19 protein-coding genes, 1 pseudogene and 2 riboswitches are annotated in these 24204 nt (G+C 67.5%); of the genes and pseudogenes, 8 read left to right on the forward strand and 12 right to left on the reverse strand.

Going from position 1 to position 24204, the window contains the following annotated elements; all coding sequences use genetic code 11:
• Nucleotides 1-9: 9 nt before the first annotated feature.
• A complete protein-coding gene (locus ACZK45_RS19490; RefSeq protein WP_125892186.1) occupies nucleotides 10-756 on the forward strand; it encodes a hypothetical protein in 747 nt (248 codons plus the stop codon).
• A 94-nt stretch (nucleotides 757-850) separates the two neighbouring features.
• On the opposite strand, the gene ACZK45_RS19495 is transcribed toward ACZK45_RS19490, so the two are convergent.
• Nucleotides 851-1627: an SDR family oxidoreductase gene (locus ACZK45_RS19495; RefSeq protein ID WP_010481164.1), complete on the reverse strand. Its 777-nt coding sequence runs from the start codon at nucleotides 1625-1627 to the stop codon at nucleotides 851-853.
• 111 nt (nucleotides 1628-1738) lie between these two features.
• Between ACZK45_RS19495 and ACZK45_RS19500 the strand changes: the two genes are divergently transcribed.
• Nucleotides 1739-1951 carry a hypothetical protein gene (locus ACZK45_RS19500; protein ID WP_125892184.1) on the forward strand — a complete coding sequence of 71 codons (213 nt, stop codon included), beginning with the start codon at nucleotides 1739-1741 and terminating at the stop codon, nucleotides 1949-1951.
• Nucleotides 1952-2024: 73 nt separating this feature from the next.
• Here ACZK45_RS19500 and sppA read toward each other — a convergent pair whose 3' ends face one another.
• The 4 genes from sppA to ACZK45_RS19520 form a co-directional block, all read right to left on the reverse strand.
• Entirely contained in the window at nucleotides 2025-3947 is a 1923-nt protein-coding gene (sppA, locus tag ACZK45_RS19505; RefSeq protein WP_049400998.1) for a signal peptide peptidase SppA, read from the reverse strand.
• Between the two features lie 116 nt (nucleotides 3948-4063).
• Complete coding sequence (locus tag ACZK45_RS19510; protein ID WP_110713888.1) at nucleotides 4064-5428, reverse strand: MATE family efflux transporter; 1365 nt, start codon at nucleotides 5426-5428, stop codon at nucleotides 4064-4066.
• A gap of 239 nt (nucleotides 5429-5667) precedes the next feature.
• Nucleotides 5668-6246 carry a DUF3106 domain-containing protein gene (locus ACZK45_RS19515; protein WP_293794621.1) on the reverse strand — a complete coding sequence of 193 codons (579 nt, stop codon included), beginning with the start codon at nucleotides 6244-6246 and terminating at the stop codon, nucleotides 5668-5670.
• On the reverse strand, nucleotides 6239-7243 hold the full coding sequence (locus ACZK45_RS19520) for a hypothetical protein (RefSeq protein WP_478445105.1): 1005 nt from the start codon (nucleotides 7241-7243) through the stop codon (nucleotides 6239-6241). The genes ACZK45_RS19515 and ACZK45_RS19520 overlap by 8 nt, the downstream gene beginning before the upstream one ends.
• A gap of 412 nt (nucleotides 7244-7655) precedes the next feature.
• Here ACZK45_RS19520 and ACZK45_RS19525 point away from each other — a divergent pair, with 412 nt between their 5' ends.
• Nucleotides 7656-9833: a primosomal protein N' gene (locus tag ACZK45_RS19525; RefSeq protein ID WP_125892178.1), complete on the forward strand. Its 2178-nt coding sequence runs from the start codon at nucleotides 7656-7658 to the stop codon at nucleotides 9831-9833.
• 80 nt (nucleotides 9834-9913) lie between these two features.
• Here the strand turns inward: ACZK45_RS19525 and ACZK45_RS19530 are convergent, their stop codons facing one another.
• A complete protein-coding gene (locus tag ACZK45_RS19530) occupies nucleotides 9914-10534 on the reverse strand; it encodes a glutathione S-transferase family protein (RefSeq protein ID WP_478445106.1) in 621 nt (206 codons plus the stop codon).
• 144 nt (nucleotides 10535-10678) lie between these two features.
• Nucleotides 10679-11458, reverse strand: a complete 780-nt coding sequence (locus tag ACZK45_RS19535; RefSeq protein ID WP_010481148.1) for an NYN domain-containing protein — start codon at nucleotides 11456-11458, stop codon at nucleotides 10679-10681.
• 123 nt (nucleotides 11459-11581) lie between these two features.
• Between ACZK45_RS19535 and ACZK45_RS19540 the strand changes: the two genes are divergently transcribed.
• Nucleotides 11582-12862: an NAD(P)/FAD-dependent oxidoreductase gene (locus ACZK45_RS19540; protein ID WP_478445107.1), complete on the forward strand. Its 1281-nt coding sequence runs from the start codon at nucleotides 11582-11584 to the stop codon at nucleotides 12860-12862.
• Nucleotides 12863-12961: 99 nt separating this feature from the next.
• On the opposite strand, the pseudogene ACZK45_RS19545 reads toward ACZK45_RS19540, so the two are convergent.
• The 4 genes and pseudogenes from ACZK45_RS19545 to ACZK45_RS19560 all read right to left on the reverse strand — a co-directional run bounded on the left by ACZK45_RS19545 (nucleotide 12962) and on the right by ACZK45_RS19560 (nucleotide 14657).
• Nucleotides 12962-13399 (reverse strand): annotated as a pseudogene (locus ACZK45_RS19545) (hypothetical protein).
• Between the two features lie 4 nt (nucleotides 13400-13403).
• A complete protein-coding gene (locus ACZK45_RS19550; protein WP_478445108.1) occupies nucleotides 13404-13835 on the reverse strand; it encodes a nuclear transport factor 2 family protein in 432 nt (143 codons plus the stop codon).
• Nucleotides 13836-13903: 68 nt separating this feature from the next.
• Nucleotides 13904-14317, reverse strand: a complete 414-nt coding sequence (locus ACZK45_RS19555) for a hypothetical protein (protein ID WP_049400991.1) — start codon at nucleotides 14315-14317, stop codon at nucleotides 13904-13906.
• A 73-nt stretch (nucleotides 14318-14390) separates the two neighbouring features.
• Nucleotides 14391-14657 carry a GIY-YIG nuclease family protein gene (locus ACZK45_RS19560; protein WP_005419660.1) on the reverse strand — a complete coding sequence of 89 codons (267 nt, stop codon included), beginning with the start codon at nucleotides 14655-14657 and terminating at the stop codon, nucleotides 14391-14393.
• A gap of 40 nt (nucleotides 14658-14697) precedes the next feature.
• Nucleotides 14698-14787, forward strand: a riboswitch (glycine riboswitch).
• A 13-nt stretch (nucleotides 14788-14800) separates the two neighbouring features.
• Nucleotides 14801-14904: riboswitch (glycine riboswitch) on the forward strand.
• Between the two features lie 84 nt (nucleotides 14905-14988).
• On the opposite strand from ACZK45_RS19560, the gene ACZK45_RS19565 reads away from it, so the two are divergent.
• The 4 genes from ACZK45_RS19565 (at nucleotide 14989) to ACZK45_RS19580 (ending at nucleotide 23199) form a co-directional block, all read left to right on the forward strand.
• A complete protein-coding gene (locus ACZK45_RS19565; protein ID WP_005411215.1) occupies nucleotides 14989-15606 on the forward strand; it encodes a trimeric intracellular cation channel family protein in 618 nt (205 codons plus the stop codon).
• A gap of 290 nt (nucleotides 15607-15896) precedes the next feature.
• Nucleotides 15897-17063 carry an MdtA/MuxA family multidrug efflux RND transporter periplasmic adaptor subunit gene (locus tag ACZK45_RS19570; protein WP_478445109.1) on the forward strand — a complete coding sequence of 389 codons (1167 nt, stop codon included), beginning with the start codon at nucleotides 15897-15899 and terminating at the stop codon, nucleotides 17061-17063.
• Nucleotides 17060-20137, forward strand: coding sequence for a multidrug efflux RND transporter permease subunit (locus ACZK45_RS19575; RefSeq protein WP_478445110.1), 3078 nt, complete (start codon nucleotides 17060-17062; stop codon nucleotides 20135-20137). The genes ACZK45_RS19570 and ACZK45_RS19575 overlap by 4 nt, the downstream gene beginning before the upstream one ends.
• Entirely contained in the window at nucleotides 20134-23199 is a 3066-nt protein-coding gene (locus ACZK45_RS19580; protein ID WP_478445111.1) for an efflux RND transporter permease subunit, read from the forward strand. The genes ACZK45_RS19575 and ACZK45_RS19580 overlap by 4 nt, the downstream gene beginning before the upstream one ends.
• A 203-nt stretch (nucleotides 23200-23402) precedes the next feature.
• On the opposite strand, the gene ACZK45_RS19585 is transcribed toward ACZK45_RS19580, so the two are convergent.
• Nucleotides 23403-23939 carry a type II TA system antitoxin MqsA family protein gene (locus ACZK45_RS19585; RefSeq protein ID WP_478445112.1) on the reverse strand — a complete coding sequence of 179 codons (537 nt, stop codon included), beginning with the start codon at nucleotides 23937-23939 and terminating at the stop codon, nucleotides 23403-23405.
• Between the last annotated feature and the right edge of the window lie 265 nt (nucleotides 23940-24204).

Here is a 24204-nt window from a genome sequence, read left to right on the forward strand (position 1 = left end):
GCTGTGCGCATGAACCGAGTGATCTGGCTGCTCCTGGTCCTGCTGCCCGGAAGCGCGTTGGCCGAAGAGGGCGTGATCTACCGCTGTACCTCCAGCAGCAGTGACGTCCCTACCCTGCAGCGCACGCCGTGCGCCACCGGCAGCAAGCAGCAGGTGCTGCGCATCCCCGACCCGGCCAACTCGCAGCCGGCCGCCGCTGCGCCTGTAGCCGCCGAACCTGCATCTGCGCCCGTTGAAACACCCGCGCCGGTGCCGTCCGGACCGGCCGTTGCCCCTGCGGCCCCAGCAAAACCACGACGCGCGGACGAAGGACGCACGATCATGGAAGCAGGCATGGTCGAACACGCAGGAGACGACCAGATCCTCGACAGCGCGACGCTGCGCCGCGATGCCGAGGCCCGCGCCGCCGCAGGTGACGGTCCACCGAAGCCGCCGCTTCCTCCGATCTTCCAGTGCACCGACAGCCAGGGCGGCGGCTACCTGTACGAGTACGAAGCCGCGCCCGGCCGCTGCGAGCTGATGACGGTACAGGGCCTTGGCGGAGTGACGCCGGTGAATGCCGCCAGCTGTGAAGTGGTGCGCGACCACTGCGAAGCGCTTCCCGAAGCGCAGCGCTGCGGTGGTTGGCAGCAGCGCTTCCGCGATGCCCGCGGCCGTGAGCGCTTCGCCGCGCCGGAGAACCGCGATACCGCGCGCGGTGAACGCGAGCGGCTGCAGGGTGTGCTGGAGGCCAGCAACTGCCCGGTACCGGGGTAACGGCCACCCGGTAGTGCCGGCCGCTGGCCGGCAACCACAGGATCTTCAGATGGTTGCAGTTGCCGGCCAGCGGCCGGCACTACCTGCTGAAAGATCAGAACCCGTAGCGCAGGAAACCGCCGTCCACCGCGATGCACTCGCCGGTCACATAGCTGGCCGCAGGCAGGCACAGGAAGCCCACGGCTGCGGCCACTTCCTCCGGTTCACCAATGCGGCGCATTGGCGTGCGGTTGATCACTTCCTCGTAGTAGTCCGGGTCCGCCAACGGACCGGACGTGCGCCGCGTGCGGATGTACCACGGCGCCACCGCGTTGACCCGGATGCCATCCTCGGCCCACTCGACGGCCAGGTTGCGGGTCATCTGATGCATCGCCGCCTTGGTCATGCCGTAGACCACGCCGCTGCGCACATGGGTCAGGCCGGACACGCTGCCAACGTTGACGATGGATGACGACGCGTGGCGTGCCAGCAACGGATGTGCATAGCGCGACAGCTCGAAGGCCGAGAACAGGTTGGTCTCGAAGATCTTCCGCCATTCGTCCTCGGAATACTCCGTGGCCGCCTTGGTGACATTGCCGCCGGCGTTGTTGACCAGGATGTGCAGGCCATCACTATGATCCTCCACCCAGTCCAGGATCTGGCGGCGGTCCTCGTCGTCGGAGACATCGGCGGCCAGCGCATGCACCTGCATCTGCGGATACACGTCCAGCAGTTCGTCGCGCGCGGTCTCCAGCATGTCGATATCACGGCCGACGATCATCAGATCGGCGCCGAAGCCAGCCAGTTCATGCGCGATGGCCAGGCCGATGCCGGCGCTGGCGCCGGTGATCAGGGCGGTCTGGCCGTCCAGGCGCCACCGTTGCTGGGTCATGTGTTCTCCCGGGCCGCGCCCGCTGTGTTTCGATGCGGCAAGGATACGCGCTCACGGCCGCCCCCTACCGAGGATGCGACACTGCCCGCACGCCCATCACGGAGTGCCGCCATGCGCATCCTGATCCTGTTCACGTCCCTGCTGGCCACCGCGCTGCTGGCGGGCTGCCAGCGCCCACCGGCGCCGAACCCGGAAAAGCCACCGGTGCCCCGGGCGATGTCGCGCGCAATCAACGAACCGCTGGACCGCGCCAAGGGCGTGCAGAAGACCGTGGACGATGCCGCCGCGCGTGAGCGCAAGGCCGAGGCCGACGCGACGCAGTAACCCCGCAGACGAAAACGCCCGGCCGAGGCCGGGCGCTTCCAGTAGATCCACGCCGTGCGTGGATGGCTTCCGATCAGAACCCGCAGAAGCAGTACGCCAGCGCCTTCACCGGCGTGCCGTTGCCCTTCTCGCGGGCCGCGTTCTCGACAAAGCGCAGCTGCGTATCCACTTCCGGCATCGTGCGCGCCAGCACCATCCGCGCCATGCCCGAGTCGGACAGCATCCAGGCACCTGCACGGCTGCCGGCGAAACCGCTGACGAACTGCGCGAACGGCGTTGCCGCCTTCTCGATGTAACGCACGCGGTAGGCGTCAGCCTTGCCCAGCTTGGCGCGGCTGGCGGCATCGGCCACCGCATCCTTCAGGCCACCGAAGGCATCGACCAGGCCACGTTCCTTGGCCTGCGCACCGCTCCACACGCGTCCACGGGCCACTTCGTCGACGGCCTCGACCGGCTTCTTGCGGGCGTCGGCGACGCGGCCGGTGAAGTCGGCGTAACCCTTGTTGATCACCGACTGGATGACCTGGCCCACGGCCGGATCCATCGGGCGGGTGACATCGAACGCACCGGCGAAACGGGTGGTGCCGACACCGTCGGTGTGCACGCCGATCTTGTCCAGCGCGCGGCTGAAGTTCGGCACCATGCCGAAGATGCCGATCGAACCGGTGATGGTCGACGGATCGGCATAGATGCGATCGGCATTCATGCTGATCCAGTAGCCACCGGAGGCGGCCAGGTCGCCCATCGACACCACCACCGGCTTGCCGGCGGCCTGCAGGGCCACCACTTCGCGGCGGATCTGCTCGGAGGCGAACACTTCACCACCCGGCGAATCCACGCGCAGCACCACGGCCTTCACGTTCTCGTCGTCACGCGCGGCACGCAGCAGCGCCGAGGTCGATTCGCCACCGATGCGGCCGGCCGGCAGGTCGCCACCGCTGATTTCGCCAGCAGCCACCACCACCGCCACCTGCGGACGGCTGTCGACCGGGTTGCGGCGCGCATCGAGCTGGCCCAGGTAGGAGCCGAAGTCGATGTTGCGGAAACCACCGTCGGCATCGTCGTCAGCCACGCCGCGCTCGATCATCAGATCCTCGAATTCCTCGCGGGTCTTCAGCGACGTCACCAGCTTCTGCTGCAGGGCGAACTTGGCCAGGTCACCACCGGCAGCGGCGATGCCTTCCGGCAGCGTGTCGATGCCGGCGGCCAGCTGTGCCGGATCCAGGCGGCGGGCCTTGGCGATGTCGCCCAGGTAGCGCTGCCACACGTCGTTCATCCAGAACAGGTCGGCTTCCTTGGAGGCCGGCGAAGCGGCGTCGAGCACGTAGGGTTCGGCGGCGGACTTGTACTCGCCCACCTTGAACAGGTGCACGTCCACACCCAGCTTGTCCTGCAGGCCGGTGCGGAAGTACTGGCGATAGCGGCCCAGGCCCTCGAGCACCACCGACCCCATCGGGTCCAGGTAGACCTCGTCGGCCTGTGCGGCCAGCAGGTACTGCGACTGGCCCATGCTCTCGCTGTAGGCCACCAGCTGCTTGCCGGACGCACGCAGGTCCTGCAGTGCCGCGGCCACTTCACGCAGCGAAGCGAAGCCCGACGGCTGCAGCTTGTCCAGCTCCAGCACCACGCGCTCGATCTTCTTGTCTTCCTTGGCCGACTCGATCACCCGCAGCAGGTCGCGCAGCTGGATCTCTTCGGCACCGTTGTCGCCCACCGCCTTGGCCAGCGCGCGGCTGACCGGGTCAGCGCTGAACTGCTCGACCAGGCGGCCTTCCGGCGCGATCACCAGGGTGGTGCGGTCCTGCAGCGATTTGCTGGCACCGGCGCCCATGCCGGCGGCGATGACGAACATCACCAGCAGCAGGAACAGCAGGCCGAAGAACACCAGGTTGAGGATCAACCGGCGGGTGAAGTTCATGACGTCCCACAGCCCGATGAAGAAACTGGCGACGGGGTTGCGACGCGCCGGGGGCAGCGGGGGCACGGGTTGATTCATGGAACGCTCCGGATGGCTTCTTGCCGTGGTGCCAGCATAGCCGGTGCCGTGTGATGCGGCATCGGACACAAGTCAGGGGATCGCCCGCCACGGGTCATCGCGGCGGGCGGGGCGGATCAGGACAGTGCCGACTGGCCGATGCGCAGGCTGCTGCGACGCAGGCGCCAGCCCATCAGGATGGCGGCGGCGGTCAGGCCGACGATCAGGCCGATCCACATGCCCTGCGGGCCCATGCCCAGGCCCAGGCCGAGCCCGGCGCCGAGCGGCATGCCCAGGCCCCAGTACGCGAACATGGCGATGAACATCGGCACGCGGGTGTCCTTCAGCCCGCGCAGCGCGCCGGCCGACAGCACCTGGATGCCATCCGGGAACTGGAAGGTGGCCGCGTACAGCAGCAGGGTGGAGGCCAGGCCGGCCACTGCCAGGTCGTTGGTGTAGACACCGACGATGGCGTCATGGCCGAACAGCAGCACCGCCGCCGACAGGGTCTGCGTACCCATGATGATCGCGTAGCCGGCCCAGGCCGCACGGCGTACGCCGAAGCCATCGCCACGGCCGACCGCATGGCCGACGCGCACGGTGGTGGCCTCGGCCACGCCCATCGGGATCATGAAGCACAGCTGGGCGACGTTGATCGCGATCTGGTGCGCGGCCGCTTCATTGGCACCAAGGCGGCCGATCAGCAGCGCGGTGACGATGAACAGGCCGCCCTCCATCAGCACGGTGATGCCGATCGGCAGGCCGGTGCGCAGCAGGTCCCAGATCGCCTTCCAGCGCGGTCCTTCGAAGTGCGAGAACAGCTGCAGGTGGGCAAAGCGCTTGGTGAACCACAGGTAGGTGGCGAAGGCGATCGCCTGCAGCCACATCATCACCGCCGAGGCGATGCCCAGGCCCTCGGCGCCCATTTCCGGGAAGCCGAGCTTGCCGTTGGCCAGCACGTAGCCCATCGGTGCCAGCACCAGCAGGCCACCGAAGCCGAGCAGCATGGTCGGCAGCGTCCAGTGCATGCCCTCGCTGAGATAGCGCATGCAGAAGTACAGGGTCAGCGCAGGTCCGCCCCAGCGCACCGCGTGCAGGAACGCGGTGGCCCCCGGCACGATGTCCGGTGCGATGCCGAACGCAGGCAGCAGCGGCGGCACCACGGTGAGGAAGGTGAACATGATCAGGCCCAGGCCCAGCGCCAGCCACAGTGCCTGGCGGAACAGCGGGCCGATCTCGCGCTCGCGGCCAGCGCCATGCAGCTGCGACACCGAGGCGGTGAGTGAGATCAGGGTGCCGATCGGGATCAGCATCGGCAGCCACAGCAGGGCGGTGCCGATGGTCACCGCGGCCAGGGTCGCCGTGGCGTGGTGGCCGGCAATGACATTGTCGACGAAGGAGATCAGACCGGTGGACACATGCCCGAGCACAAGCGGCAGGGCGAGCAGACCGGTAGCGCCGACTTCCTTGCTGAAGCGCGGCGTGGAGGTTGCAGTAGACATAAGGTGCTTGACGCGAACTACGGTTGCGCGCGAAGGGCACAGGCACCGGGTTGCGGGCCGCCATCTTACGCGCGCAGCGCACGCATTCCCATGACATGGCGTGAATGCTGGGTTCCGGCAGGCCCCGGCATCACGCGTTGCGATCGCGTTACGAACAGAAAAAGGGGACGGAGGGGATTAAGTCGTTTCAAGCCCGACTGTGCCGAATACGACTTAATCCCCTCCGTCCCCTTTTCTTTCTACTGCCCGGCCTGGCGCTTGAGCCAGGTATCGCGCTCGGCCGGCGGCACCGCGAGGAACGCGCCGCGGACCTTGTCGCGCTCCTGCGGTGGCGTGCGCTGTGCCACCAGGGTCAGTTGGGCCAGCTGCGCCGGGCTGAGCTGGCGCAGCACGGCCAGCGCGGCCTCGCGCTGTTCCGGCGGCACGAAGCCGAACAGGCCGTGCAGCTTGGGGAACTCCAGGCCCAGCTGCGGGCCCAGCCGCCAGCCTTCGCGGAAGGCCTGGTCCTGCGCCTGGAACTGCTGCCGCAGGCGCTGCTGCTGGTCGGCCGGCAACGCATTGAATCGCGCAGCGGCCTGACGGATCCGCTCACGCTCGCCCTCCGGCAATGCCCGCCATGCGGCGTAGTCGGCGCGGCGCTGGCGCTGCTGCTGGGCATCGAGCTGGGCGAACGTAGCGGGCGTCGTACCTGTGGTGGCCGGGGCCGCCGGTGAACTGCCCGGCACTGGCGGCGGCAGCGGCACGTTCAAGGTCTGCGGCGCGGCGGACAGCGACAACGGCAGGGCCAGCAGCAGGCTGGCGAATACGGTCTTATTCATCGGCAGCAGCGGTTTCCAGCGTGGCGCTGGCCGGCTCCGGCCGGCTCGGCTTGGATTGCGACTCGTCCACCGGCAGCGGGCCGCCCGCGGCGGTCCATGCATACAGATCGGCATCGGCCACCAGCGGATAGTCGCTGTCGGCCAGCATCGTGGCGTCGTCCGTCGCCTGCGCAGGGGTCGCGTCCGGCGTGGCATTGACCTTGCTCGGCGGCAGTGCTTCCACCGTGACGGGACCCGCCTCACCAACCACGCCTTCCGGCAGCGGTGCGTCGCTGCCGAACGAATGTCCCTGCCAATGGCGCCAGCCCAGCGCGGCGGCCAGCAGTACCACCACGGTTATCAGCAGGATCAACGGACCGCGCCAGCGCGGCTTGGCATTGGCGCGGCGGCGCTTGCCAGTGGCTGCAGCCCGCTCGTCGCGCTGCGGGGTGCGCCAGCTGGAGGTCGGCGCTTCACTGCTGTTCGTCGGTGCGGCCGGCTGTTGCAGCTGCTGCAGGCGTTTGACGGGCAGATCGCGGATGCGCAGCTGCACCTGTTCGGCCAGCTGGCGCCAGGCCGAGGCGTCGGGCTGGCCGTGCGCGTCACGCGGGCAGGCATCGGCCAGCAGCTGCTGGTAGCCGGCTTCGTCCTGGTCGAGCACGCGCGTGGCGATACCTTCATCCAGGCTGCCGCCCACCCGCAGCAACAGCGCCAGGCGCGGCAACGGTCCCATCTGGCCCAAGGCGGCAAGCGGCGGCTCCCACTGGCCGCCCACCGGCTCACGCAGCGCCTGGCGCTGGCCCAGCAGGGTCCAGAAGCGGGTTGGCCACTGCGCCATCGGCAGGTCACTGGCGACCGCCGCAAACGCGCGCATCACCGCCACCAGTGTCTGTTCGGCCCGGGCAGCATCGCCGCACTGCAGTTCAGCCACCACCAGGGCGCGGCGTTCAACACCTCGCAGGAACGCCGACAGCGCACCGGCCGCGGTCGAGGAAACAGGGGCGGGCACAGCCGTCATCGATCACTCCAAAGGTCTGCCCGCATGATAGCGGCAGGCCATCGGCGCCCGTAGGACTTGCGCCCACAGGCACTTCGTGCTGCAGGTTGTGCACAGCACCACGCTGCCTGCGCAGGAAACTGTGGCATCCAGCTGAATTCACTCTGTTTCAGCACTGTTTCAAACTTAAGTAATTGATTTTGATGGATTTTAAAGTATGGCGATTTTTTGACCAACCGGAGCGTGAGGCCGTCGCCATCGGCCTCCTGCGCGCCCGCCGACCGGTAACGCACAGCGTTATCCACAGAACATGTGGATAAGACTGAATCTCCAATGGACACCGATATTTAGGTGACATTTATGATTCAACGGGCGCCGTCCCGCCGCCGCCCACCCCGCCATTCGCGCGCGCATGGCCCGGTACACTGGCCCGATGCTTTCACCGATTCCGACCCTGCAGGTCGCCCTGCCCGTCCCCCTGCCCCGCCTGTTCGACTACCTGTCGCCGGAGGGCGTGGCCCCCACGGTTGCGGTCGGCTGCCGCCTGAAGGTGCCGTTCGGCAACCGTGAGCTGGTCGGTGTGGTGGTGGGACACGGCCAGACCGACGACGGCCAGGGACTCCGCCAGGCGTTGGCCTGGTGCGACCCGCAGCCGCTGCTGCAGGGTGAGCTGTGGCAGAGCCTGCAGTGGCTGGCGCGCTACACCCACGCGCCGTTGGGCGAAGTACTCAGCACCGCCCTGCCCGGCCCGCTGCGCCACGGCGAGGCCCTGCCCGACACCCATCACTGGGGCTGGCAACTGACACCCGAAGGCCATGCCCAGCGCGGGAAGCTGCGCGCCGGCAGCCGCCCGCGGCAGCTGGCCGAACTGCTGGCCGAGGCCGTGGTGGATGAAGACGTACTGGGCGAACGCATGGAGGACTGGCGCACCGCCGCACGCAGTCTGTCCAAGCGTGCACTGGCCGAGCGCGTGGCGATGACGGTGGCACCGCAGCATGCGCAGCCGTTGCCCGGGCCCACGCTCAACCCGGACCAGGCCGAGGCCGTGACTGCGATCAACGCCGCCGACGGCTTCCAGCCTTTCCTGCTGGATGGCGTGACCGGCAGCGGCAAGACCGAGGTCTACCTGCAGGCGATCATCCATTGCCTGGCACAGGGCAGGCAGGCGCTGGTGCTGGTGCCGGAAATCGGCCTGACTCCGCAGACCCTGGCACGCTTCCGCGGCCGCCTCGGCATCGCCGTGCATGCGCTGCATTCGGGCTTGAACGATAACGAGCGCGCTCGCGTCTGGGCAGCCGCCTCACGTGGTGAAGCACGCGTCATTGTCGGCACCCGCTCGGCAGTGTTCACGCCGCTGCCGCAGGCCGGTCTGCTGATCATCGACGAGGAACATGACGGCAGCTACAAGCAGCAGGACGGCATCCGCTACCACGCGCGCGATTTCGCCCTGGTGCGCGCCAAGGCGCTCGGCATTCCCGTGCTGCTCGGCAGTGCTACGCCCTCGCTGGAAACACTGCACAACGCCTATGCCGGGCGCTACGCCCACCTGCGCCTGAAGCAGCGTGCCGGCGATGCACGACCACCGCGCGTGCGCATCCTCGATGTGCGCAAACGGCCATTGCACGATGGCCTCTCGGCCGATGTTCTGGCCGGCATCGGCGAGCACCTGCAGCGTGGCCAGCAGGTGCTGGTGTTCAAGAACCGCCGTGGCTATGCGCCGGTGCTGCTGTGCCACGACTGCGGCTGGACCGCACCGTGCAACCGCTGCGATGCACCGATGACCGTGCATGGTGGCGGCCGCCGGCTGCAGTGCCACCACTGCGGTGCGCGGCAACCGGCGCCGCTGGCATGCCCGGCCTGCGGCAGCCTGGCGCTGCAGCCACAGGGCATCGGTACCGAACGCCTGGAAGAGCACCTCACCGCCGCCTTCGCCGATTTTCCGGTGGTGCGCATCGACCGCGGCACCACCTCACGACGCGACGCACTGGAACAGCAGCTGGCGAAACTGGGTGACCAGCCCGGCATCCTGGTCGGCACGCAGATCCTGGCCAAGGGCCACGACCTGCCGAAGCTGACACTGGTGGTGGTGGTGGGCATCGACGAAGGTTTGTTCTCCGCGGACTTCCGCGCCAGTGAAAAACTGGCACAGCAGCTGATCCAGGTCGCTGGCCGCGCCGGCCGTGCACGTGATCCTGGTGAGGTCTGGCTGCAGACTCATCACCCCGGGCATCCGCTGCTGGAAACCCTGGTGAGCGGTGGCTACCACCCGTTCGCGCAGGCCGAGTTGAACCAGCGCCAGGCCGCCGGATTCCCGCCGTTCGCGCATCTGGCACTGATGCGCGCCGAGGCACAGCAGGTCGAGCATGCCAATGCGTTCCTGCTGGCGGCGCGGCAGTTGCTGGGCGAACAGAACGTGGTCGAGGCCTATGGGCCGATGCCGGCGCCGATGCCGCGGCGTGCCGGTTACCAGCGCACGCAGCTGTTGCTGTCCGCGCTTCAGCGGCCACCGCTGCATGGCGTGCTGGCCCAGCTGGTGCCGCAGCTGTATGCGCTGCCGGAGGCACGCAAGGTGCGCTGGTCGCTGGATGTGGATCCGACGGATCTGTATTGAGGCAGACGAACGCTAGCGCCGGGCCATGCCCGGCGGTCCTCCGCATACCACGCTCGCCGGGCATGGCCCGGCGCTACCCCTCAGGTCAGCGGCGACATCACGCCGCGCTGGTAGGCCGGGCGTTCGCGCAGGCGGGCGTACCAGTCGGCCAGGTGCGGCAGTTCCGGGCGCTGGATGGGCAATTCGAACCAGGCATAGATCAGCGAGCCCAGCGGGATGTCACCCATCGCGAACGTCTCGCCCGACAGCCACGGCTGTCTGGCCAACGTGGCATCGGCAATCGCCAGGTAGTCACCGGCACGCACGATGGCGGCATTGATGCGCGCTTCGTCGCGGTCGGCCGGGGCGGTGCGCATGATGCCCCAGATCAGGTCGGTGTACAGCGGCGCCATGCGCGAGGTGCTCCAGTCCATCCACTTCTCGGCTTGGGCGCGTTCCATCGGGTCTTCGGCGTACAGCGTGCCCAGCGCGTAGCGCGCACTCAGATAGCGCACGATGGCATTCGATTCCCACAGCGGCAGGCCATGGTCTTCGATCACCGGCACCAGGCTGTTGGGATTCATCGCCAGGTACTCCGGCGTCTGCGTGCCGCCATGGCTGCCACCAACCTCGATGGATTCGTACGGCAGGCCGATTTCCTCGGCGCACCACAGCACCTTGCGGACGTTGCTGGAATTGCGGCGGCCCCAGATCTTCAACATGCGGGTTTTTCCTTGCTGGCAATGCGAGCGGCAACGATACGCCTGATCGGAGTGGAGATGTGCGTGCCGGATGCGGGATCTGGCATCTGGGGCTTGCGGGCCAGCGGCCGGCACTACCGGTTCTTTTCCGGCCAGCGGCCGGCACTACCGGTTTTTCTTCGGCAGCGCGCGCACGTAGGAGGATTTGCCGTCCTTCTTCAGCTCGAACAGCCCGATCGCTGCCAGCAGGTCACTGAGCTTGCCGTAACCGTAGTTGCGCGGATCGAACGAGGCCTGGTTGCCGATCTGGCTGCCGACCGGGCCAAGGTGCGACCAGCCATCCTCGCCCTCGGCCGAGGACACCGCACGGCGCAGCATCTTCACCAGCCGCGTATCGCTGCGCATTTCCGCACCGCTCTTGCGTGGCCGGGCATCGTCGTTGGCAACAGGCTCGTTCGATGCCTGTTCGCTGGACGCCTGTTCGGTATCCGGCACGCTGGCATGGGTCTGGCCCAGCGCTTCCAGATAGGTGAACTTCGAGCACGCGTTGACGAACGGCTCCGGGGTTTTCTTCTCGCCGAAGCCATAGACCTTCACACCGTCGGTCAGCAGGCGCATCACCATCGGGGTGAAATCGGCATCGCTGGACACGATGGCGAAGCCATCGAGATTGCGCGCGTACAGCAGGTCCATGGCATCGATCACCATCGCCATGTCCGAGGCATTCTTGCCCTTGCTGTAGGCGAACTGCTGGATCGGGCGGATCGCATATTCGTGCAGCACGGCCTCCCAACCCTTCAACCGCGGGCTCTTCCAGTTGCCATAGGCGCGGCGCACGTTGGCCACACCGTAGCGGGCGACTTCGGCCAGGACCTCGTCGATCTTCGAGGCCGGCGCATTGTCGGCGTCGATCAACAGGGCGATGCGCTTTTCCGGTTCGCTCATGGGCTCCTCACGGGCGGTTGCCTGAACCCGAGTATCGCCGATCCATGCGGGCGCTGACGTGACAGGGCGCCATCGTGCGAAGATGCCAGGCGCTTCCCCCAATGCCCCCACTGGAGTGAGTCGATGAGTCGCGAGCGCGTTCCCCACCTGGTTGTTGTCGGCGGCGGTTTTGCCGGCCTCTGGGCCACCCGTGCCCTGGCCCGCGAGCGCATACGCATCACCCTGGTCGACCGCCGCAACCACCATCTGTTCCAGCCGCTGCTGTACCAGGTGGCCACCGCCGGCCTGTCCGCCCCGGATATCGCCGCACCGCTGCGCCACATCCTCGGCCACCAGCGCAATGTGGAAGTCCGCCTGGGCGAAGTGGTGACCATCGACAAGCAGGCCCGGCAGATCCGCATGGCCGATGGCAGCACGCTGGACTACGACAGCCTGCTGCTGGCTACCGGCGCCACCCACGCCTACTTCGGCAACGACCAGTGGGCCGATGATGCGCCCGGGCTGAAGACGCTGGACGATGCCATCGCGCTGCGCCGCAAGCTGCTGCTGGCGTTCGAGCGCGCCGAGGCCGAACCGGACCCGGCGAAGAAAGCGGCGTGGTTGAGCTTTGCCGTGGTCGGCGGCGGTCCCACCGGTGTTGAGCTGGCCGGCACCCTGGCAGAAATCGCGCGGCATACGCTGCGCAACGAGTTCCGCCACATCGATCCGGCCAGCGCCAAGGTGCGGCTGGTCGAAGCCGGCCCGCGCGTGTTGTCCTCGTTCCCGGAAGTGCTTTCGCTGAAGGCGCGTCGGCAGCTGGAAAAACTGGGCGTGGAAGTACTGACCGGTACCCCGGTGAGCGACATCGACAGCCTGGGATTCAAGCTCGGTGATCAATTCGTGCCGGCACGCACCGTGGTGTGGGCCGCCGGTGTGGCCGCTTCACCACTGGCGCGCACCCTGGAGGTGCCACTGGACCGCGCCGGCCGCGTGCAGGTGCAACCCGACCTCACCCTGCCCGGGCACCCCGAACTGTTCGTGGCCGGCGATCTGGCCGCGCTGAACCAGGCCAATGGCAAGCCGGTGCCCGGCGTCGCGCCCGCCGCCAAGCAGATGGGCAAGTACGTGGCCGAGGTGATCCGCGCGCGTCTGCATGGCAAGGCAGCACCGGGGCCGTTCAAGTACGCCGACTTCGGCAACCTGGCCACCATCGGCCGCATGGCCGCGATCGTCCACCTGGGCCGGCTGCAGTTGTCGGGCATCCTGGCCTGGTGGTTCTGGCTGGCCGCGCACGTGTTCTTCCTGATCGGCTTCCGCAACCGCATCGTGGTGCTGCTGAACTGGGCGGTGGCGTACTGGAGCTACCAGCGCAGCGCGCGCATCATCTTCGGTGATGACCAGGAAGACCGGCGACCCCGACGGTAGTGCCGGCCGCTGGCCGGCTGCTGCGCGGTCGGATCCCTTTCCGCAGGAAAGGGCTCTGACCCCGTCAACACCATCCACGCATGGCGTGGATCTACCGGTTCATCGGGCCACCCGCCGTTTCGACCAGGTGCGGCAGAAATCCTCCTTCCTCGCGGCATCGGCAATCTGCGCGGTACTCCAATGCCGGGTGATCCAGACTGTCAGTGCGGTACTGCTGAGATGCCAGCGCAGCATGTCGTGCCTTGGCTGCCGCATCAGGTGGCGGCGTGCAACCCAGAACGCTTCGCGCTCGACATCAGTCGCCTTCTTCAACGCTTCAGGATCGAAGAACCGCGTCGTGAAGCTCTATGGATTCATCGGCTGGAATCCCGTGCGCTGCTCACTGTTGCACGCAGCCATACCACTGGGTGCGCGGTCCGCCGGCTTCGGCCGGCCTTCCACCAGCGCCAGCCCGAGCAGGTACAGCAGGCCAGGCAGCAGTGCGATGCCCGCGGCCAGCATGACGACGGAGATCCATGCTTTGCCGGCAGCACGCATCGCTCTACGGCGCCTTCGGTTTCGGGTACCACAGTGCATTGACGATGACCCAGCGCTGGTCGAAGCGGCCCATGTGGAAGTAGTCGACGAACCACGGGGTTTCCAGCCGCACCGAGGCGGCGTTGCCGGTCACGTCCAGCGCCGTGCAGCGGCGGTCCCATTGATCCTTCGGGGTCTTCAGCGCGCCCTGCTTCGTCAACGCGACCAGCTCTTCCTTCGACATGCGGCGCAGGCCCAGGCGTTCGTCGGGTGTATCGCCGAGCACCGCGCGCTTGGCCAGGTCCGGGTGCAGGGAGCGGGCGACGCGCTGCGGGTCGGCCTCCAGCTGGCCGTCGACGTAATCGTGGCAGGTGGCTTCGATGGCCGCGATGGTGGCCGGGTCGGCGGCAGGGCTCGTTGCTGCGGAAAGAGCGAACAGCAGGGCAATCGTGGACATCCGGGTCTCCGGCTCTGGGCGCGGGGCGATCATCGCATGGGCAAGCCGCATCCACGCATGGCGTGGATCTACTGCATCAGGCCCATTTCGTCGACGCTCAGCTGCATGTACAGGAACGCGGCCGCTTCGTCGGTCATCGGCTGGCCCTGCGGGAAACTGTCGAGCCAGGCGGAGATGCGCGCATGCCGATGCTTCAGCGCATCAGCTATCGCGCGCTTTTCCGCGTCGGTGGCATGTTCCTGCATCTCATCGCGCAGCAGGTCATCGCCGATGCCCCATTTTTCGGCCAGCGGGATCAGGTCGACCAGATCGGGCGGCACCTGGTCGCGGCGCAGGTGGATGGGCTCGGGCGTGTCCGGGCCGCGCTGTGCGGCCAGTTCGGCGGCGCTGCCGATCTGCCCGTGCTGCAGCGGTGGCGGAGTCTGGGCGCAGGCCGACAGGGGGATACAGAACGTCAACATCAGCATCCAGCAGGATTTCATCGGACCGCTTCCTGTGTCGATGGATGTGGCGATGATGGCATGGCCCAGCACACCATCCACGCATGGCGTGGATCTACAGGACCGGCGCCTGCAGCCAGGCCAGCTTGCGTTCGCGCGGCTGCTGCTTGAGCTGCCACTCGGCGCGCGAGGCGGCGGCCCGGTCCGGGTACTCGCGCACGGCCAGCACGCGCAGCGGCGGCCGGGCCCGGGTGTAGCGTGCGCCCTTGCCGGCCTGGTGGGCAGCAAAACGCGCGTCCACGTCGGTGCTGATGCCGGCGTAATAGCTGCCATCGCGGCATTCGAGCAGGTACAGGAACCACGGGCGGAGGGACGGGGCCATGCCCGGATTATGCCTTGCTGCACTGCAGCGGATATACTGGCGCCCGAATGCAGGAGAGAGGCGCCGCGCTGGCGCCCGCCGAAGGCGCAGGCTCCCATGATCGCTCAGGCCGGTGGGCTGGAATCCCACCAACCATGCATTCGACTCGCCGAGCTGGAGAGAGGTCACCGGGCACGCCCGGGACGATCCGCCGAAGGGGCACGCGGCCAACGCCGCTGAACTCTCAGGCAAAAGGACAGCGGGAGCGGCACCGGTCATCGTCATCCCGTCATTGCGCAGGCAGTGGCGGTAGTCGCGCATGGCCGGCCCCACCGCGCCCGGAGCCTGTCCCATGCTGCTGTCCATCATCTACCTGATCGCCATTTCCGCCGAAGCCATGACCGGCGCGCTGTCCGCCGGCCGTCGCCGCATGGACCTGTTCGGGGTGGTCATGATCGCCTGCGTCACCGCCCTCGGGGGCGGTTCGCTGCGCGACATCCTGCTCGGCCACTACCCGCTGGGCTGGGTGAAGCATCCCGAGTACCTGGGCTTCACCGTGTGCGCGGCGCTGATCGCCACCTGGGTGGCGCGCTGGATGCACCACTTCCGCCGCACCTTCCTGGTGCTCGATGGCCTGGGCCTGATCGCCTTCACCCTGATCGGCTGCTCGATCGCGCGCGAGGCCGGCCATGCCATGCCGATCGTGCTGATCGCCGGCATGCTGACCGGCGCCTTCGGCGGCGTGCTGCGCGACATTCTCTGCAACGAGGTGCCGCTGATCTTCCAGAAGGAGCTGTACGCGATCATCGCGCTGCTGACCGGCGCGGCCTACCTGTTGCTGCTGCACTGGGGCGTGGCCGACGCCACCGCGATCCTGTGCTGCCTCGGCGGCGGCTTCGCGCTGCGCCTGCTGGCGATCCACTACCGCTGGGAAATGCCGAAGTTCGTCTATCACGACGAAGTGCATTGAGCCTCTTCGTAGAGTCGAGCCATGCTCGACTATTCCTGGCAGACGCAGTCGAGCATGGCTCGACTCTACAAGATTGGTCGAGCCCGTTCGACGCATTGCAGAACATGACCATGGTCATGCGGCATTGGCCGGGGTGATTGGCTACCATTGTCACCCCGTCGCTGCCGCGACGGCATCCAGCCACGCCGCGCCCGCGGCCCCGCCAGACAACTCCCTCCCCGCTGCCCGTGGTGCCGTGAACGCGCCGACGGGCCCGCATGTCCCTGCGCGCGCAGGGCGCAGGATGCCCCATGTCTGTCGCCGAAAATTCCCGCTTCCGTCGTGCCCGCCTGTTGTGGGCGGTGCTGGCCATCGCCCTCGTCGCCGTTCTGGCGTGGTGGCTGTGGCCCCGGAACGGCGCCGGCAGCAGCGACGATGCGCCGGGCAAGACGGTGCCGGTACGCGTGGCACGCGCCAGCGCCGAGCCGCTGGTGCTGCGCCTGAAGGCGGTCGGTACGGTCACCCCGCTGCACAGCGTGGTGGTACGCAGCCGCGTGGATGGCGAACTGCTACGGCTGCATTTCCAGGAAGGCCAGCAGGTGAAGGCCGGCGATCTGCTGGCGCAGATCGACCCGCGCCCGTATGAAGTGAAGCTGGCACAGGCGCAGGGTACCCAGCAGCAGAATCTGGCCGAGCTGGAAAACGCCGAGCGCCAGCTGCAGCGCTACCGCGAACTGCAGAAGCAGAACTACGTGTCCGGGCAGGAACTGAGCGACCAGCAGAGCAAGGTGCGCCAGCTGCAGGGCCGCCGCCTCAGCGATCAGGCGTCTGTTGATGAAGCGCGCCTGCAGCTGCAGTACACCCGCATCACCGCGCCGGTCAGTGGCCGCGTCGGGCTGCGCCGGTTGGACGTGGGCAACCTGGTGCGCGCCAGCGATGCCGAAGGCCTGGTGACGCTGGCGCAGACCGCGCCGATCAGCGTGCTGTTCACCGTGCCCGAACCCGAGCTGCCGGCGCTGCTCGATGCCGTGCAGGCGCAACCGGCACTGGCTGTGGAAACCTGGGACCGCGAAGAACGCCGGCAGCTGGCCCGCGGCTCGCTGTCCAGCGTCGACAACCGCATCGATACCACCACCGGCACGTTGAAACTGCGTGCACACTTCGACAACCGCGATCTGGCGCTGTTCCCCAACCAGTTCGTCAACGTCCGCCTGCAGTTGGGCGAGCAGCCCGCGCTGCTGATTCCCGATGCCGCCGTGCAGTTCGGCAGCCAGGGCAACTACGTGCATATCGTCGACAAGGACAGCAAGGCACAGCGCCGCACCGTGGTGCTCGGTCCGGCCGATGATGGACGCGTGGCCGTGCGCTCCGGGCTGGCCGCAGGGGACAAGGTGGTGATCGAAGGCATCGACGGGCTGGAAGACGGCACGGCGGTGGAGATCATCACCGAGGAGGCCGCGACCAAGGCCGGCGCATGAACCTCTCGCGCCCGTTCATCCTGCGCCCGGTCGCAACGACTCTCCTGATGGTGGCGCTGCTGCTGTCCGGCGTGCTGGCCTATCGCCTGCTGCCGGTGGCGGCGCTGCCGCAGGTCGATTACCCGATCATCCAGATCACCACGCTGTATCCGGGGGCCAGCCCCGAACTGACCACACGCACCATCACCGCACCGCTGGAGCGCCAGCTCGGCCAGATTCCCGGCCTGAAACAACTGTCGTCGACCAGTTCCGGTGGCGCCTCGGTCATTACCCTGCAGTTCGGGCTGGAGGTGTCGCTGGGTGTGGCCGAGCAGGACGTGCAGGCCGCCATCAACGCGGCGGGCAGCTTCCTGCCCGGGGACCTGCCGGTGCCGCCGGTGTACCGCAAGGTCAACCCGGCCGACACCCCCATCCTGACCTTGGCGGTGACCTCGCAAGGCCTGTCGCTGCCGCAGGTGCACGATCTGGTGGATACGCGCATCGCCCAGCGCCTGGCGCAGTTGCCCGGCGTCGGCCTGGTCAGCCTGGCCGGTGGCCAGCGCCCGGCGGTGCGCATCCAGGTCAATCCAGCGGCGCTGGCCGCCAACAACCTGGGCATGGACCACATCCGCACCGCCATCGCCGCCGCCAACGTCAACCTGCCCAAGGGCAGTTTCGACGGCCCGATCCGCGCGGTGATGCTCGATGCCAACGATCAGATGCGCAGCGTGGATGAGTACCGTGCCCTGGTACTGGCCTGGCGCGACGGCGCGCCGCTGCGGCTGGGCGATGTAGCCACCATTACCGATGGCGCCGAGAACCGGCAGCTGGCCGCCTGGAGCGGTACCACGCCGGCAGTGCTGGTGAACATCCAGCGCCAGCCCGGCGCCAACGTGATCGCCGTGGTCGAGCAGGTGCGTACGCTGCTGCCGCAGCTGCAGGCCACGCTGCCCGCCGGCGTGCAGATGAATGTACTGAGCGACCGTACCGAATCGATCCGCGCGTCGGTGCGCGGCGTGCAGAAAGAACTGGTACTGGCCATCGGCCTGGTAGTGCTGGTCACCTGGGTGTTCCTGCGCAATCTGCCGGCCACGCTCATTCCCAGCGTCGCGGTACCGCTGTCGCTCATCGGCACCTTTGCGGTGATGCTGCTGGCCGGCTACTCGCTCAACAACCTCACCCTGATGGCGCTGACCATCGCCACCGGCTTCGTGGTGGACGATGCCATCGTGATGCTGGAGAACATCGCCCGCCATCTGGAGGAAGGCGAAAGCCCCCGCGAGGCGGCGCTCAAGGGTGCAGCGGAAATCGGCTTCACCCTGGTGTCGCTGACCGTTTCGCTGATCGCGGTGCTGATCCCGCTGCTGTTCATGGCCGACCTGGTGGGCGCACTGTTCCATGAGTTCGCAGTGACACTGGCGGTAGCCATCGGCATTTCGCTGGTGGTCTCGCTGACGCTGACGCCGATGCTGTGCGCGCGGTTCCTGAAGCCGCACGCGAAGACTGCACATGCGCCCGATGTCTTCGACCGCGTCATCGGCCTCTACGACCGCCAGCTGCGCTGGGTGCTGCAGCGCCAGCCGCTGATGCTGCTGGCCACCGTTGCCACCCTCGCACTGACCGTGGCGCTGTACTTCGCCGTGTCCAAGGGTTTCTTCCCGGTGCAGGATGCCGGCCTGGTGCAGGGCATCAGCGAAGCGCCGCAGGCGATCTCGTTCCAGGCCATGCGCGAGCGCCAGCAGGCGCTGGCGGCGGCCATCGAAGCCGACGAGGCGGTGGCCAGCGTGTCGTCCCACATCGGCGTGGACGGCAACAATGCCACGCTCAATACCGGCCGCCTGCTGATCGAGCTGAAACCGCACGGCGACCGCGATGGCGCCGCCGTAGTGATGGCGCGACTGCAACAGCGCGTGTCGAAGATCCCCGGCATCACCCTGTACCTGCAGCCGGTACAGGAGCTGGGCATCGAAGACCGCATCAGCCGCACCCAGTACCAGTTCACCCTGACCACGCCGGATCTTGAAACACTGGAACGCTGGACCCCGAAGCTGCTGCAGGCGCTACGCCAGCAACCTGCACTGCGCGATGTCGCCAGCGATCTGCAGATGCAGGGCCGGCAGGCGCGCGTGGCGATCGACCGCGATGCGGCGGCGCGCCTGGGCGTAAGCGTGGAAGCAGTCGCCGATGCGCTGTACGACGCCTATGGGCAGCGCCAGATTTCGACCATCTTCACCCAGGCCAGCCAGTACCGGGTGGTGCTGGAGGCCGATCCTTCACGACAGCCCGGGCCGGAGGCGATCACGGGCCTGCGTGTGCGCAGCAGCAGTGGGCAGACCGTGCCGCTGGGTGCAGTGGCGCGGGTAGAGGTGGGTCCGTCCGCACTGCTACGCAATCACGTGGGCCAGTTCCCGGCGGCCACGCTGTCGTTCAACCTTGCCCCGGGCGCTTCGCTGGGCGAAGCGGTGGAGGCTGTGCACGCCGCACGCACACACGTGGATCTGCCGCAGAGCATCGAACTTCGCCTGCAGGGTGCCGCAGCGGCCTTCAGCAGCTCGCTGTCGTCCACACTGTGGCTGATCCTGGCTGCGGTGGTGGTGATGTACATCGTGCTGGGCGTGCTCTACGAGAGCTTCATCCACCCCATCACCATCCTCTCCACCCTGCCCTCGGCCACCGTCGGTGCGCTGGCGGCACTGTGGGTAAGCGGACGCAGCCTGGACCTGATCGCGGTGATCGGCATCGTGCTGCTGATCGGCCTGGTGAAGAAGAACGCGATCATGATGATCGACTTCGCGCTGGACGCGCAGCGCACACGCGGCATGTCACCGCGCGAGGCGATCCATCAGGCCGCGCTGCTGCGCTTCCGGCCGATCCTGATGACCACGCTGGCCGCGCTGTTCGGCGCAGTGCCGCTGATGCTGGCCAGTGGTTCCGGCGCCGAGCTGCGGCAGCCACTGGGCTGGGTGATGGTGGGGGGGCTGCTGGTCAGCCAGGTACTGACCCTGTTCACCACGCCGGTGATCTACCTGGCCTTTGATCGCCTGCAGCGTGGCCGTGCGACGTCCCCGGTGACCGTTGACGAGGCGCGCGCGTGACCCCCATCGCGCGCCTGGCGCAGGCCTGCGTGCAGCGCCCGGTAGCGACGATCCTGCTGGCGGTGGCGCTGGTGCTGGCCGGCCTGCTGGCATTGCGCCTGTTGCCGGTGGCGCCGCTGCCGCAGGTCGATTACCCGGCCATTGAAGTCAGTGCCAGCCTGCCCGGCGCCTCGCCCGAGTCGATGGCAGCCACCGTCGCCACGCCGCTGGAGCGCGCACTGGGCAGCCTGCCCGGCATCTCACGCATCGACTCGGCCAGCACCCAGGGCCAGACCCAGATCGAACTGAAGTTCGTACTCGGCCGCGACATCGATGAGGCAGCGCGTGAAGTGCAGGCCGCCATCAATCTTGCACGCGGACAGTTGCCCAGTGGCATGCCCGGCATGCCGCAGTACCGCAAGGTCAATCCCTCACAGGCACCGATCCTGGCGCTGGCACTGACCTCGGACACGCGTTCGCCAGGCCAGCTGTATGACCTGGCCTCCACCGTGCTGGCGCAGAAGCTGTCGCAGGTGCCGGGCGTGGGCGAAGTGCAGGTGGGCGGCAGCGCCTTGCCCGCCGTGCGTGTATCGCTGGACCCGAATGCACTGAACCATGCAGGCCTGGCACTGGAGGACGTGGCCCAGGCCATCGGCCGCGCCAACGCCATGCGCCCGCTGGGTGCCGTGGGCGATGACCGCCAGCAGTGGCAGCTGGAAGCGCCGCTGCAGCTGCGCCAGGCCGCGCAGTACCGCGAACTGGCATTGAAGGTCAGCGACGACCGCACGCTGCGGCTGGGCGATGTCGCCGCCGTTGCCGATGGCGTGGAAGACCGTTACGCCAGCGGCTTCCACAACGAACGCCCCGCCGTGCTGCTGATCGTCAGCCGCCAACCCGGCGCCAACATCATCGCCACCGTTGATGCCATCCAGGCGCAGCTACCGCAACTGCATGCGCTGTTGCCCTCCAGCGTGGACATGCGGCTGGTGATGGACCGCTCGCCGGTGATCCGCGCCACCCTGCACGAAGCAGAGCTCACGCTGGTGCTGGCGATCGTGCTGGTGGTGCTGGTGGTGCTCGGCTTCCTCGGCCACTGGCGTGCAGCGTTGGTGCCCAGCGTGGCCATTCCGGTGGTGCTGTTCGGCACGCTGGCGCTGATCGCGCTGATGGGCTTCTCACTCAATACGCTTTCATTGATGGCGCTGATCGTCGCCGCCGTGCTGGTGGTGGACGATGCCATCGTGGTGCTGGAGAACATCGCCCGCCATCGCGAACTGGGCGCCGACCGCTGGCAGGCGGCAGTACGGGGTGCATCGGAAGTCGGTGCCACGCTGCTGTCGATGAACGTTGCACTGGCCGTGGTGTTCGTCTCCATCCTGTTCCTGGACGACTTCGTCGAACGCCTGTTCCGCGAATTCTCGTTGACCCTGGTGGCGGCCATGACGGTCTCCGTGCTGGTCGCGCTGAGCCTGGTGCCGATGCTGTGTGCACGATTGTTCGTGGATGCCGCGCAGCAACCCTCGCGCTGGCAGCGGGGCAGCAATGCGCTGTTCGAACGTGTGCGCAGCGCCTACCTGCGCACGCTTCAGGCCAGCCTGCGCCGGCTGCGCTGGCCGTTGCTGGCCTTCGTTGCAGTCATCGCGCTTAACACGTGGCTGTTCCAGCAGGTGCCCAAGGGCATCGTGCCCAAGCAGGACACCGCGCAGCTGCGCGGCTTCGCGCGCGGCGATGACGGCCTGTCCTTCCAGGCCATGCAACCGAAGATCGATGCGTACAGGAAGCTGTTGCTGTCCGATCCGGCCATCGAGGACATCATCGGCTACATCGGTGGCAGCAACGGGGTCAACAACGCCTTCATCATGATCAAGATGAAGCCGCTGGCCGAGCGCAAGGTGTCCAGCCAACAGGTGATCGACCGCCTGCGCGCGCGGCTGCCCAAGCTGCCCGGCGGCAATCTCTATCTGTGGGTGGACCAGGACATCCGCCTGGAGGGCGCCGGCAGCAGCGGCAAGTACGAGTTCCAGCTGCTGTCGGCCGATACAGCACCACTGCGCGAATGGGCGCCAAAGGTGGCGGCCGCGCTGCGTGGCCTGCCCGAACTGGTGGACGTGGAAGCACAGGGCGAAGCAGGCATGCGCCAGGTGATGCTGGACATCGACCGCGAAGCAGCCGCGCGCCACGGCGTCGACCTGCGCACGGTGGCCAACATGCTCAACAACTCCTTCAGCCAGCGCCAGGTCGCCACGCTGTACGACAGCCTCAACCAGTACCGCGTGGTGATGGAGCTGGACCCGAAGCACACCCAGGACCCGGGCACGCTGTCACGACTGCAGGTGATCGATGGCAACGGCCAGCGCATTCCGCTGTCGAGCATCGCCAGCTGGCGCTATGGCATGGCACCGGACCGGGTGTACCACAGCGAGCAGTTCGCCTCGATCTGGATCGAGTTCGCGCTGGCACCGGGGATGGGCCTGGAACAGGCCACGCAGGCGATCGATGGTGCGATGTCGAAACTGATGCTGCCGCGTTCGGTCCAGGGAAAACTGTCCGGTGAAGCCGGCGGGCTGGATCAGCTGCGCGCGCGCCAGCTATGGCTGGTGCTGGGCGCCACGCTGGCGGTCTACCTGGTGCTGGGCATCCTCTACGAGAGCTTCCTGCAGCCGCTGGTGATCCTGTCCACCCTGCCCTCGGCCGGTGTCGGTGCGCTGCTGGCGCTGTGGCTGTTCGGCAACGAACTGAACCTGATCGCCCTGCTCGGCCTGTTCCTGCTGGTGGGCGTGGTGATGAAGAACACCATCCTGCTGGTGGATTTCGCGCTGGCCGGCGAGCGACGCGGGCTGAGCGCGCAGGATTCAGTGATGGAAGCCGCACGGTTGCGCCTGCGGCCGATCCTGATGACCTCGCTGGCAGCGCTGCTGGGCACGCTGCCGCTGATGCTGGCCAACGGCGAAGGCTGGGAGCTGCGGCAACCGCTGGGCATTGCGATTGTCGGCGGCTTGCTGGTCAGCCAGTGGCTGACGCTGTACACGATCCCGGCGATGTATCTGGCCTTGGCGAGGTTGCGCGCGAAGAAGGCCATGTAGCGTGGAGCCATGCTCGACTGCTCTTTGCAGGGAACCAACGCGCTTCTCGCGCAAGTCGATCATGGCTCGACGCTACAGAAGAGCGGTATCCACGCGTGGCGTGGATCTACGGCGGACATTGAGTAGAGTCGAGCTTGCTCGACTGCCGTTGGTGCACGTTTTTCCGCAGTCGAGCAAGCTCGACTCTACGTATCCAAGTCGGATCAACGCACTGCGCGGACTGGACCAGTTGGCGTGCCGGGTGCAACCCGATGGGCCCGCGACACACGCCGGGGAGGCTTGGTTGCAACGTCCTGCAGCCTGTCCAGCAGCGGGACCGCCGTGCCGGTGCGCTCGGCAAGCCAGCGCACGACCTCGGGCTTCTCCATAGCCAACGACAGCAGCATGGTTGTGGCATCGTCGGGATAGGTCGTCTCGTTCTCGTAGCGGGAAAACGCGATCGCGCCTTTTCCAAACAGCATGGCCGCTGCGCGCTGGGTCAAGCCGTAGCGGCGCCGGAACGCCAACACATCCTCGCCCAGCAGCAGCCCGCCGTAGTGGGCGCGCCGTGCGGCAAGTCGTCTCAGGTTCTCGATCTGCTGTGCGGCGCTGGTTGCCGTAGCGCCGCATGCGGGGCACTCCATCGCCAGCAGTTCGACGACCACAGGATTGCCGCGCGGAGTGAAGTGCCGTTCGCGTGTGGATGCCACCAGCGGTGCCTGCTCGCAGGCGGGACAGAGTCGGGACGTGGCTTTGTTCATGGCGCGCTCCAATGAAACGCATGATGCTCTACAGATGGCAGCTGAGAAATACGAGCCGCAACGTTCCACACCGGCCAACAGAAAATTTCAGGTAATAGTTGATGTCGGATCGGTTCATCCGGCACTTCTGCACATCGTCATAGCGAACTGCGTAGGCGTCACATGGATGCCAGGTGCCCAACTGGTCCCTGCACCACTCTGATCCCCTATGGTCCTCCGCTTGCAGGCACAGCAGACAGTCCAGAAGGTCGCCCAGCGTCCAGCG

It is taken from the genome of Stenotrophomonas sp. 63632_Sma, assembly GCF_056482875.1.